The organism is Chryseobacterium sp. L12, assembly GCF_056133985.1.
In genome coordinates, this window is the sequence record NZ_JBVYOF010000001.1 from 168,403 (window position 1) to 180,990 (window position 12,588).

Sequence of the window (12,588 nt, forward strand, 5' to 3'; positions counted from 1 at the left end):
GCTGACTTTGCGTCAAAAAAAACAGTTGCAATTAAAAATGAAGTCAAAAATTATTATATAAAAACACATGACTCAAAATATAGAAAAATTAAACAAGGTTTTAACCTTCGTAAAAGATACATTTGTCGGAAAAAATGACGTCGTCGATTTATTGGGAATCTGCCTTTTGGCAAGAGAAAACGCATTTTTGTACGGACCTCCCGGAACCGCAAAATCTGCCATTGTAAGAACGTTGGCAAAAACAGTAAAAGACGGAAAAAATTTCGAATATTTATTAACCCGTTTTACCGAGCCGAACGAAATTTTCGGTCCTTTTGATATCAGAAAATTAAAAGAAGGAGAATTATTAACCAACACAGAAGGAATGATGCCCGAAGCATCCATGGTTTTTCTGGACGAAATCTTCAATGCTAATTCAGCCATTCTGAATTCCCTGTTGATGGCTTTAAATGAAAAGATTTTTAAAAGAGGAAAAGAAACCAAACATCTTCCTGCGCTCATGTTCGTGGGAGCGAGCAACGTTCTTCCTGAAGACGAAGCATTGAATGCGTTGTTCGATCGTTTTCTGATCAGAATTAATGTAGATTATGTTCATCCTGATCTTCTTCAGCAGGTACTTTTAGCCGGAAGAAAACTGGAAAACAATACCGAAACAGAAACTCCGGAAATTCTCTCCCACGAAATAAAAGAACTTCAGAATTTGTGTAAAACAGTCGATCTGAGACCGATTTACGAAGTATATTTAAATACAATCATCAATCTCCGAAATACAGGAATTGCTATTTCTGATCGTAGAGCCGTAAAATTACAGAACCTCATCGCAGCAAGTGCTTTAATTTGTGGCAGAAACGAAGCCATTTTGTCAGATTTGTGGGTGCTGAAACATATTTGGGATACCGAAGAACAGATTGAGATTTTAGAAGGCATCATCAACAGAACGATTGAAATAGATGACAACCCCAAATCTCATCCTCAGGCAATGCAAAACAAAACGCCGAATCCGGAAGAAGTGATGAAAGATGTAAAAATCCTGATTGAAAGATGGAATCAGGGTTCTTTAAGTTTTGAAGAGCAGAACGTGATCAAAGATAAACTAAGATATCTTCAGACGCGATGCGAGTGGATCAGAAATCCTGAACAGAAACAGTACATTCAACAGGAAATTGAAAGTCTATGGCAAAAGATCCTTCAAACAGTCTAAAAGAGTTCTGGGCAGAAATTCCGCGTGCAGATGAAGATTTTCTGGGTTCCATCCGTGACTGGAAAAATGTTCAGATTGCCTTGGAGGAAGACGTAGTTTGGCTGAAAGGTTTTACCGACGAACAGGCTGTTTCATCTGAAATTCAGCAGTTGCCTAATTTTCTGCTTTATGAATTAAGAGACGGACTTTTATTCAGGAAAGAGGCTCTGGTTCCAAGCAAAAAAATGAGAACGGCTTTGCTCTGGACTCCTATTGATAAAGCTTTAAGGCTAAAATTTCCTATTTCCAACAATAATTTTTTTGGAATTGATGGAAAAATTGAAGTCAAACTGAAACCCAGCGAAGAAGAGCATCCTGCAACGGTTTTATTATGTTCGATTGCTGAAATTAAGGATGTAATGATAACCTTGCCTAAATTTAAATTAGAAAAAATCAACTGGATTGTGGTTGGAAATAAGGCACTGTTTACCGGAATACCATTACTTAGTTTCCCTGGAAAAACATTTTGGGAGAAGGACGGGCATTTTTTGCCAACCGGTTTTGATTTTGAATTTAAAAATCTGAGTGTTTTATTGCAGAAAAAGTACAATGAATGTGATGAAAAATGGCTTTTATGGAACGAAAGCGGAAATGTTTTGCATCTTAATAAAGATGATTTCCGGAAGTTATCTGTAAGTTCATTTCGTTTAACAGAAAAATCTTTGGAATGGATGTAAAAGAGTATTTTCAGTCGTACGAGGATTTTATTTGGGAATGGACAACCGATGATGATATTCAGGATGATAGCGGATATAACGAAAATAATCTCATCTCTATTCCTAATATTGGCGTTATTGCCTATCGTTCTTATATTATAGAAGTTCTCAATACTTTGGAGAACGGGCTGCCTTTGTTTAGTCCTTTTTTGTTGGTTCTTTATGCTACAAACGAGGGATATATTGATTTAATAAGTCTTGAGAATCTGCTTAGGAAAAATCCCATGAGCTCAGTAAAGTATATTGGAGATTTTATTGATCCTTCGGTAAGATTTTTAAATAATCTCAATCATCTGCCTTCAAATTATAAAAAAGGACAAAACCGGATTTTATTAATTCAGACTTTGTTTACTGATGATTTCAATTCAATTAGCGTTCGTACCTCTAAAGAAATTCTGTCAGAACTTAAAAAATCTCCTTTTTTAATAGGTGCTTCGGCAAATAAAATCGAAATAACGATTGCTAAATTTTCCAGAGACTTAAGGGTTTTGAACAGTTTAAATAGTAAATTTCCAACAACAGAATCTATTATTAATGCAATGAAAGGCATTATTGATATTCAGGAACTGGAAGATGAAGTGGTGGAAGAAGAAACCACCGTTGAAACTGATAAAGATTTTATTCAGGAACTCATTGAAGAGCCGAAAACATTTCAGATCGGAAGCTTAATTAAAAGAATCTGGAGCGGTCTGAAAGTCCCGATGCGCCATCTTTCGCCGGGAGAACAGCCGATTGGAGGAATCTCGGATATAACCAACAAGGGTGATTTCAACAAAATGCTTTTGTCCGAATTTGCCAATGAGGATGAGGTTTTCATGAACCGTATTGCGAACAATGAAGCGTTGTTTATTCAAAGGGAAATTCCACCTGATGAAAATATTTTTGAAAGAATTATTTTAATTGATACTTCTTTGAAAAACTGGGGAACCCCGAAAATTTTAGCGTTTGCATCGGCAATTGCAGTTATCAAGCATCCAAAAGCGCATTCAGAATGTAAAGTTTTTGCATTAGGAAATGATATTTTCCCGATTTCTCTTAACAGGGTAGAAGAGGTAATAGAAAACCAAAATCATGTAAGTCCGGTTCTGGAAGTTTCAGAAACACTCGAAAAGTTTTTTAGCGAAGAGCATACAGAGAACGATCTGGAAGTATTTTTCATCACTAATCAGGAGAACTTAAATCATCAAAAAATTCAGAAAGTTATTCATGAAAACAGAGACCGTCTGAAATTTTTGGTGACGACTTCCGCAAATGGTGAATTGAACTTTTACAAGCACCATAAAGGGACGAGAAAACACATTCAGAAAATCATGCTGCCATTGCAGGAATTGTGGGCAAATCCGCCGAAGAAGACCCATAAAAATGAGGATCTGCATAGAAGAAGCTTAAAAGCAACTGATGTTCCGATAAATTACCCGATTTTGTTTCCGATACCAATAAACAAGATTGCTGCATTTTTATATGAAGGTGAATTTTTCATTTTAAGTGCTAAAAAACAGCTTTTGAAAACTTATCTTTCAGATAATTATTACAATCGGGAATATTATGACCAATATAGAATTCATCGTGGATGTGAGGTTTTGATCGAAAATATTTCGGTAAAGCCGAGAGGTCAGTTTGCATTGGCAAAAAATAAACAGCAGCATTTCATTTTGTGCCAATATCAACCGGACAAAAAACTGATTTCTAAACTCAATCTGAATACAAAAGAATATTCTGAACTAAACTTATCTGAACATAAAATTCCGTTAAATTTTGAAGTAAATTATTTCAACAGAAAATTTTATCTGAGAAATGATGATTCACCATGGATTTTTGAAATAAATATTGACGGACAGATATCTTTAGAATCGGTAAAGAATGATCCTGAAATAACCAAAAGCAACACAAAAGTAAAAACGGAATTGGAAAGATTGCAATATGGTTCTAATAAAGTGCTGAGTAATTTTAATTTCATAGGAATCAATGGTGCAAAAGATTTGGTTATATCTAAATATGCATTGGAACCTGATTACAACGAAGCATTAATTTTAACAAAAAACAAATCAAAGGTTGAAATATTTGCAACAAAAAATAAGAACAAATTTACTTTTTCTGAAGGCAGTGAAATTATCACAGACTCTCGTGGAATGATGACTTTCAATAGCAGTAACAAAAATATTCCTGCTTTTTACATCCCGACTTCCATTCAACGATATTTGGCAATCGGAACCAAAACTGAATTTTCAGGCTCAGAATATTTTCTTCCGCAGGAAAATCTGCTGAAAATGAAAACAACAGAGCAAATGTATGAGGAATATCTAGCACCTTTTATAGATCAAATTTTGGATTATGGAATTTAGAATTAAACCTTTTCCGAAAAATTCTTATCCGAAAAGAGGACTTTTAATCAAAGGTTCTGCACCGTATTTATGGCTTCGGGAAATGGATCTTTTAAATATTGATCTGGATGAAGTCAGTTCATTCCCGGTTCCTTCAGATGAGCCGAATGTTTTGTACGGATGTTTCCTGATTTTCAAAAATCTGGTTCCGAATGAAATCGGAAAAAATTCTTACTTTCAATGCGTTGAAAACAAATTTTTCATTCCGGAAAACACCATTTTTTATCCTAAAGTAAATCCTGAAGAATGGCAGAATATTGAAGCACAATACCTCATCATGCATCCCGAATTTGGTTTGGTGAAGTTAAATGAAGAAATCAACTGGCTTTCTCTCATTCAGGATCCGGAATTATCAGCCGAGACAATTCGTAAACCTTTGAACGGTGTGGAAATTCCTTCTGAAATCAGGAGTTTTATAGTTGAAATGGATGACGAAAAAGTTCTGGAGTCGCTGGAAAAGCCGCAAGCTGAAGAAGAATGGATGAAAAACCTGCCTTTTGATATGAAAAAGGTGATGGCAGGTAACAAAAAAGAAATCGAAAAATATTTAAAATATATTGAAAAATATCCCGACAGAGCAGTTGAACTTGGCGTTCCGCTTGATATTATGGGAACTTCAAGAGGAGATGGTTTCAGCAAATTCAGATTTGGAAATTCGTGGTGGAATAAAATTTTTGGAGAAAGCAATTCTTCAAAAAGTTCAGGTTCAGAAAAATACCGCTGGGTTTTTTGGATGTTTTTGATTGTACTGGCTTTAGCAAGAATCGGGTTTTATTTTAATAAAGATGAAAATCAAGCCGGAGAGAAGAAATTTGTAGGCAATGTTGAAAGTCAGAAAGAAGCCGAAAATATTTTAGCATTCAAATCGGGAGTTACAGAAATCAACCAGAAAATAGATTCTCTATACAGAAAAAGGAGAGGAAAGCTGATGAATGATTTTACAATGGCTCAATCTGAATCTTTCCGTGGGAAATCAATGAAAGAAGTAGAAAAAGACATTCAAAAATACAGGGAAGACGAAAAAAAATCAAAAGATTCGCTGAAAGGAATTTACAGCCTGAAAATAGAGGAAGTTGTTGTCAGAAAAATGCAGAAAGTTCAGGATGAAGTTTTAGATTCACTTAAAAAGTCCGGCACCGGAAATCAGGCAGATGAAGGCATATTGAAATCTGTTCTTACGAAAAAACAAAAAATGATGGAAGATTCTCTGGGGAGATTTTACGGAACCATTGAGCCTGTATTTGAGATTCCGGAAAATCCTCAGTCTTATCTGGAAGGAAATAATGTGTCGTCAGATGATCAACCTGAAAGCGTTTCGCTTTCTGAAATTTTAGGACTGATTGTTTTGATAGCAGGAGGAATTGCGCTGTATTTCAGGCTCTTCAAAAAGAAACAGATTCATTTGGGAGGTGATAATCTTTCTCAGGGAATGAAAATATTTCTTATGGTTCTGCTTGTGGGGATGCTGGTTTATATTTTTTATCCTTTGGTAGAAATGTTCGGCTACAACTGGCTGTTCTGGATACTCGTGATTGCAGTTATACTGGTGCTCTATCGTCTTTTCAGTGAAGACAAAACTATTTTAAATACCGATAAAGATGAATAAGCAGAAGTATATAGACAAATTTATGGCTGCATTTTTTATTCTGGCAATCTTCAAACTGATCGGAATATTTGCGCAGCTTTTTCACAAAAGTTTCTGGAGTGTAGTGGGAACTTTGGTGCTGTTTCTCGTAATTGCATTCATTGTTTTTTTAGTTTTAACATCTTTAAAAGATAAAGAAAAAAACTCTTCAGGAAGAAAAAGATCAGGCAATGGCAGTTTTTATCTGGAATCAGCATTATTTGATAAACTGAGAAATAAGTATGAAGAACTGGCGCAGAAATATATTGATGAAAAAGAATATACCCGTGCGGCAAAAGTATATATGAATTTGCTTCAGGATAATTATCGGAGCGCTAAAACGCTGGAAGAAGGCGACTTGTATAATGAGGCAGCAGTTATTTATCTTAAAAAGCTAAAAAATAAATCTGAAGCTGCCTATTGCTACGAAAAAGCAAAACAGTTTCATAAATCTATAGATTTATACAAAGATTTAGGGCAGAAAGAAAAAGTAGGAGATTTGTATAAGCAGCTGAATGATATGAAAAATGCCAATACTTATTATCAGATGATGGTGGATGATTATGTAAATAATAACCAAATGTTGAAAGGCTCTCTTATTTATCGAAAGAAAATGGAAATGCCTGAAAAGGCACAGGAAATTCTTTTGAAAGGCTGGAATGAAAATAAAGATGCCTTCAATTGCCTGAATAATTATTTTATGAATATTAATGATGTGGATATGTTGAATGATAAAATTCAGGAATTATATAAAGTTACTCCCGCAGAAAAGAAACTGATTTATCTGGAAGCGATGAAACATAAGTTTAAAAAAGATCATAAGCTTCAGTCTGTAACGAGGGATATTGCTTACGAAATTATTGCTGAAAATGCAGATGAAAATTCTTCTATTGTTAATGAGCTGAAATATTTTAATCCGTCTGATGAGGTTATTCTGAAAGATATTTCAAGGTATAAAACCGGAAAGAATAGAATTTTTAGAAATTAAAGGGATTGCCTTTTATGCAATAAAAAAAAACCGCCGGTTGGCGGTTTTTTCATGGTTATCAGAGTTTAGATTATTCTCTGTTTTTTACTAATACCCAACCGGAGTATTTCATTAGGGTGCTGTTTTTATCATTTTCATTCCATGTTACAGAAAACCAATAGTTTCCGGTAGGCACTTTTTTGTTTCCGGAAGTTCCGTCCCATTTATAATTTTTAGATTGATCAGCATGAAAAATCATATTTCCGTATCTGTCATATACATCAAAAACCAGATTTTTCTTATTGGCTAATGCAGAATAATCTATTGAGTCGTTATATCCGTCACCGTTTGGAGTAATAACATTGATGATATTAGGAACCACTATAGAAATTTCAATCGGAGTACAATCATACAGGTCTTTTACATAAATTTTATGATCACCTCTTTTCAGATTACTAAAGACATTAGAATCCTGCCAATTAATGTTGTCTATTGAATATTGGTAAGGTGATGTCCCTCCGTTTACATTGATGGTAACAGTGGTATTTGAAATACTTACACTGGTAATTACAGGATTTTCAGCCGGATAAATTCTCACCGTCTGCATAGAAATACAGTCTCCTGTTTTTAGTTTTACCCAATAAGTTCCCACTCCTACATTCGAAATAGTTTGTGTAGTAGCTCCCGTGCTCCATTCGTATCCGCTGAATCCTGCTCCTGCATCCAGTGTGGTTCTGTCTTCCATGCATATTGTTTTATCTTTCAATACGGTAGAATAAACCGGTGGAATAACTTCCAGAGTAATTTTTGCAATATTATAACATCCGTTATTATCTGTTACTCTTGCGTATACAAATGAGTTGGGCGCAATAAAATTTAGAGGATTTAAAATTTCATTGGTTTGATTAACAGCATCAGTCACAGAAGGATAAAACTTTTTGGTTGTTCCCGATTGTGATGTTACATTGGCGATGGTAAGATTAAAAGATGCAGTTTTTGATTCGGGATCTAAAGTACAAACTCTTAAAGTAGTATCGTTTACTGCAAATGAGGGGTAAAAACTTAAGGTAATCGCTGCGGAGTCAGAACATCCCTCTGTGGTAGTCACCAAGGCATAAATTGTTCCTTGAGCAGAAAGATATTGTGCCGGATTTGAGATCTGAGATGTTCCCGCATTAAGATCTGACATAGACAGATAATATTTAATCGTCACATTTGTACCGGAAAATACATTGGCAGTAGTAAGATTAAAAGTAGCCTGTCCGCTTTGATTATTGTTGCAGGCATAAATAGTTACATCATTAGCAACAATATTACCTTGTTTAAATTTAAATGTACCAATTTGTCTGCAAGAATTAAGAGGGTTATTTGGATTAGCAGGATCCTGATAATGAATACTGTAATAATAAACTGTAGTTGTATTTACCGTTTGCGGAGTGGTAATTGGGTTTGCCCCTGTCAGCGCATCATTTTGAGAAGTATGATACGAAATCGTAAAATTTGGATTTGAATTTAAAATTCCTGTAGAAAGTGTACTGAAATTAAAAACTGCAGGGCTTACACAGATAAGAATTTCTCTCGGATCATTAGGATTTGTTGCAGCAACTCCGGGAGGTGCAAAAGGATTGGGCTGAAGCGCAGGATTGGTAAACGGTGAAGCTAAGGTTGCGGTTCCGCCCCAGGTTAATGAAAAAGGTGCTGTAGTTGAGCTTCCCGCACCTACCCAGTTATCAATATACAGGTAATAGGTTTGTCCAGCAGTCACATCAAGATATTGGCAGTAAGGTGTGAGCGAACCTCCGGCTGCATTGGTTATTGTACTGTTCATATTCAGTCCTGTCGATGCGCCTACTCCAATAACTGTTGCTGCGTTACAGCGAATGGGAGATCCGAGTGCTCCGCAGGAAGCATTGGGTCCGTAAATAGCCCAGTCGTAATCCGCATTTGGATCTGTTGGTACGAGATCAAACGTCAGTGTTCCGCTTGTAGCAATGGTAAGTTTATACCAGATCGAATTGTGTTCACCACTGGTGAGACAGCCTCCCAACGATTCATTAACGTTTCCAATTCCGGAAGGACTGTAGGTTATGGTAGAATTTCCGCAGACTGATAATGCAGTAGAGCAATCTGCCTGAGCGGAAAAAGATGATGAAACACAAAAAAGAATAAATAGTAGAATTTTTTTCATATTTAATTGATTTTAAGGTTAAAAGGTATTTCAAATATAATGAATTTTAATTAAAAATCACTTTTTTAGGATAAATAATATCATTTAAATAAGAAAAAATACTTTCTGTTATTAATCTTTTAGTAATATGTGGTATTATTTGATGCTTGTAATATTTCCATATAAGTTTTCAAGATGCAGTATCTTGTGAAACGGACTTTTTACTGAGTCTAAATGTTCCCGATCCTGAATAAAAGTATATCTTGAGGCAATAGAATTCATATCCGATACAATCACAAGCCAGCATTCATCAACAGTATTGTCGTAGTAGGGGAATTTCTCATTTTTCTTTTCAATCAGTTCTACAATTTTTTCAGAACACAGCTCATCAAACAAATTCATATTGTATTCATGGGTAATAAACACGTTTCTTCGGTGGGATGATTTGCGCAGACTTTTTACGTTCCCGAAAGGTTTTTCTTTTTTGATGCTTTTATAAATGTTTACAATCATTTCCTGTTGTTTTTCGAGACTCTCAAGCCGGAGATGCGGATGAAATTCCAAAAAATAAACGCCACGATATTTCGCAGCGTTTTCCTGTTCCAGTAATATTTCAGCCTGACGGAAAATTTTATTCAGATTGCTTTCAATTTTTTTCATTTCGAGATGATTGATCACTTCTGTAAGTTCAATTCCGATTTTTTTATCATTCAATTTAGCAATGAAATCAGGGCTTTCGCAAGTCAGGTTTTCAAAAGTGATTTCGGGAAAATGATGCATAAATGAATTCAGCAAAAGAATTTCTGTCTTTTTCTTATATTTTTCACGCTCGTGAAGCTGCGACTCATCTATGGTACGATGATATTTTTCAATAGGCTTTTTTTTCAAATGCTTATTGAGATAATACAAACTGAGATTTTTTACCAAATCTTCTTCAGAAAACGCTCTTTTCATGGTGCTGTATTTAAAATGAATACTTACACAAAATCTGGAAATTAGTTTTGAAGGTTTTGATTATCAAAAAATTACATTTAAAGGTAAAGAAAATTATTATTCTGTACAGCTTTTTAAAATAATTTATTAAATAATTAATACAGAGTTTATTTTCTTATTCAATACCTTTGTTTCTTTTTAACACAAACAAATGATTTATGGATTTTAAAAATTATACAGTACCTTACAGCATCAACCCTAAATATTCTACGAAAGTTGCTTATTTCTCCATGGAATTTGGCATCGAACAGGTCTTGAAAATCTACTCCGGCGGATTGGGATTTTTGGCAGGTTCTCACATGAGAAGCGCTTATAATCTTAATCAGGATCTTGTGGGAATAGGAATTTTGTGGAAGTTCGGCTATTATGATCAGGCAAGAAATCACGATCAGACTTTACAGCCGGTCTGGACAAAAAAAATGTATAGTTTTCTGGAAGATACCGGGATAAAATTTCAGATTGAGATTCACAGTGCTCCGGTTTGGGTAAAAGTCTGGTATCTGGATCCTGAAATTTTCAATACTGCACCGATGTTTTTCCTTTCTACAGATGTTCCGGAAAATGATCATATCTCAAAAACTATTTGTCACAGATTATATGACGCCAACGAATCTACAAAACTGGCTCAGTACATCTTGTTGGGTAAAGGTGGTGCTAAGCTTCTGGATGAAATGAATATTGAAAGGGATGTTTATCATCTCAACGAGGCACACGGATTACCGGCTGCTTTTCATCTCCTCAAAAAATATAATGGAAATTTAAAAAAGGTAAAACAGAAATTAGTTTTTACCACTCATACTCCCGAAGAAGCCGGAAACGAAAAGCATAACCTGAAATTATGCTATGATATGTCTTATTTTTCAGGATTAAGCATTGATGAAGTGAAGGAGCTTGAAGGTAGTGAAGGGGAAATGTTCAATCATTCACTTTGTGCTTTGAAAATGGCAAGAATTGCCAACGGTGTTTCTAAACTTCATGGTGAAGTTTCCAGAGCAATGTGGAGCAAATACAGAGGAATCTGCGAAATTACCTCAATTACCAATGCACAGGAATTCAAATACTGGGGCGATAAGGAATTGTATATTGCTAAAGACGAAAACAATCACACAATCTTTGATTACCGCAAAAAATTGCTGAAAAAAAGGTTATTTAAAATTGTAGCAGATCAGACGGGAGATTTATTTGATCCGAATATTTTTACCATTGTATGGGCAAGAAGATTTGCAGGTTACAAAAGAGCAGATTTGCTTCTTCATGATAAAGAAAGATTCAGAAAGCTGCTGAATAACTCGAAATATCCTGTACAGATCATTTGGGCAGGTAAACCATATCCGATGGATTATACCTCTATTTCCACCTTTAATACGTTGGTGGAAGAAAGCAGTAATCATAAGAATATGGCTGTACTTACGGGTTATGAGCTGGCTTTAAGCAAATCTTTGAAACAAGGTTCGGATCTGTGGCTCAACAATCCCAGAGTTCCGAGGGAAGCTTCGGGAACTTCAGGAATGACGGCCGCAATGAACGGTTCTGTGAATCTTTCTACCGATGACGGCTGGATTCCAGAGTTTGCTAAACATGGCGTAAATTCTTTTGTTGTTCCAAAGGCAGATTACATGAATATGAGCATTTATGAACAGGATAATTATGATCTCAACAGATTATATGACATTCTGGAGAACGAAGTACTGCCGATATATTATGATAAGCCAGATCAATGGAGAAAAATTCAGCATAATTCAATGAAAGATGTAAAGAATTATTTCAACAGCGATAGAATGGCAGACGAATACTACAGTAGTTTATACAACCATAAATCGTAGTGATCTAATATTTAAACTAAAAAAAATCGGTCTGAATACTTTCAAACCGATTTTTTATTGAAGTTGTTTAAAGTAAATTAAAATTCACTTTGTTGCAAACTCCTTTAGAGTTTTATCTGTGTAGAAATAATGTTCAAAACCATTCTGCGTTCCGTAGGAACGCTATCTATTTTAGACAAGTTCATTAAGATTTTTTAGTAGAAACACCTATTTCATATACGCTCGCATGTTTCAGATATTTTGATCGTTCCCGTGATGTCACCGACTCAAATTGATCATTTTTTAAAACAATAATCGGATCTTCTGCATTTTCCAGCTCAAAGTTGGCCAAATATCTTTCATCGGGCGGTGATTCTTCCAGTTTAGCTTTTATTTTTTGCAGTTCATCAGCATATTGTCTGAAAGCTTCATCTGATGAATGAATAAATTTATATTCGGGACCTGCTTTTACAGAGTAATGAAGTTTCTTTTCCAATAAGTCAGCTTCATTGCTGACCTCCGGATTGTCATTTCCGTCTTTGAAGGCTACCTCAACCAATTCACCGTTTTCGGTCTGAGCATAGTTTTCGGCATCATCGAAATTTGAAAAACCGGTGTATAAAATCTGATCTTCCAGATCATAACGATTTAGTTTTCTTTCGTTGTCTTTAGTTTCCATAATTATTGACTTTAATACT

General features: G+C 35.1%; 9 protein-coding genes. 6 read left to right on the top strand and 3 right to left on the bottom strand.

Translation table 11 applies throughout. The annotated features are described in order from the left end of the window. Positions 1–67: 67 nt before the first annotated feature. From AC0NBN_RS00830 to AC0NBN_RS00850, 5 genes are read left to right on the top strand one after another with little or no spacing between them, the layout of a single operon-like run. Complete coding sequence (locus tag AC0NBN_RS00830) at positions 68–1,201, top strand: AAA family ATPase (RefSeq protein ID WP_160812404.1); 1,134 nt, start codon at positions 68–70, stop codon at positions 1,199–1,201. Then, entirely contained in the window at positions 1,174–1,917 is a 744-nt protein-coding gene (locus AC0NBN_RS00835; RefSeq protein WP_143884759.1) for a hypothetical protein, read from the top strand. The genes AC0NBN_RS00830 and AC0NBN_RS00835 overlap by 28 nt, the downstream gene beginning before the upstream one ends. Next, on the top strand, positions 1,908–4,298 hold the full coding sequence (locus tag AC0NBN_RS00840; protein WP_160812403.1) for a hypothetical protein: 2,391 nt from the start codon (positions 1,908–1,910) through the stop codon (positions 4,296–4,298). The genes AC0NBN_RS00835 and AC0NBN_RS00840 overlap by 10 nt, the downstream gene beginning before the upstream one ends. Next, positions 4,288–5,943, top strand: coding sequence for a voltage-gated chloride channel family protein (locus AC0NBN_RS00845; protein ID WP_160812402.1), 1,656 nt, complete (start codon positions 4,288–4,290; stop codon positions 5,941–5,943). The genes AC0NBN_RS00840 and AC0NBN_RS00845 overlap by 11 nt, the downstream gene beginning before the upstream one ends. Then, positions 5,936–6,949 carry a cation:proton antiporter family protein gene (locus tag AC0NBN_RS00850; protein WP_160812401.1) on the top strand — a complete coding sequence of 338 codons (1,014 nt, stop codon included), beginning with the start codon at positions 5,936–5,938 and terminating at the stop codon, positions 6,947–6,949. The genes AC0NBN_RS00845 and AC0NBN_RS00850 overlap by 8 nt, the downstream gene beginning before the upstream one ends. A gap of 70 nt (positions 6,950–7,019) precedes the next feature. Here the strand turns inward: AC0NBN_RS00850 and AC0NBN_RS00855 are convergent, their stop codons facing one another. Continuing rightward, positions 7,020–9,116: a T9SS type B sorting domain-containing protein gene (locus AC0NBN_RS00855; RefSeq protein ID WP_160812400.1), complete on the bottom strand. Its 2,097-nt coding sequence runs from the start codon at positions 9,114–9,116 to the stop codon at positions 7,020–7,022. A gap of 135 nt (positions 9,117–9,251) precedes the next feature. Next, positions 9,252–10,049: a hypothetical protein gene (locus tag AC0NBN_RS00860; RefSeq protein WP_143884754.1), complete on the bottom strand. Its 798-nt coding sequence runs from the start codon at positions 10,047–10,049 to the stop codon at positions 9,252–9,254. Positions 10,050–10,246: 197 nt separating this feature from the next. Between AC0NBN_RS00860 and glgP the strand changes: the two genes are divergently transcribed. Then, positions 10,247–11,911, top strand: coding sequence for an alpha-glucan family phosphorylase (glgP, locus tag AC0NBN_RS00865; RefSeq protein WP_160812399.1), 1,665 nt, complete (start codon positions 10,247–10,249; stop codon positions 11,909–11,911). A gap of 184 nt (positions 11,912–12,095) precedes the next feature. Here glgP and AC0NBN_RS00870 read toward each other — a convergent pair whose 3' ends face one another. Then, positions 12,096–12,569 carry a hypothetical protein gene (locus tag AC0NBN_RS00870; protein WP_143884752.1) on the bottom strand — a complete coding sequence of 158 codons (474 nt, stop codon included), beginning with the start codon at positions 12,567–12,569 and terminating at the stop codon, positions 12,096–12,098. Positions 12,570–12,588: the final 19 nt, after the last annotated feature.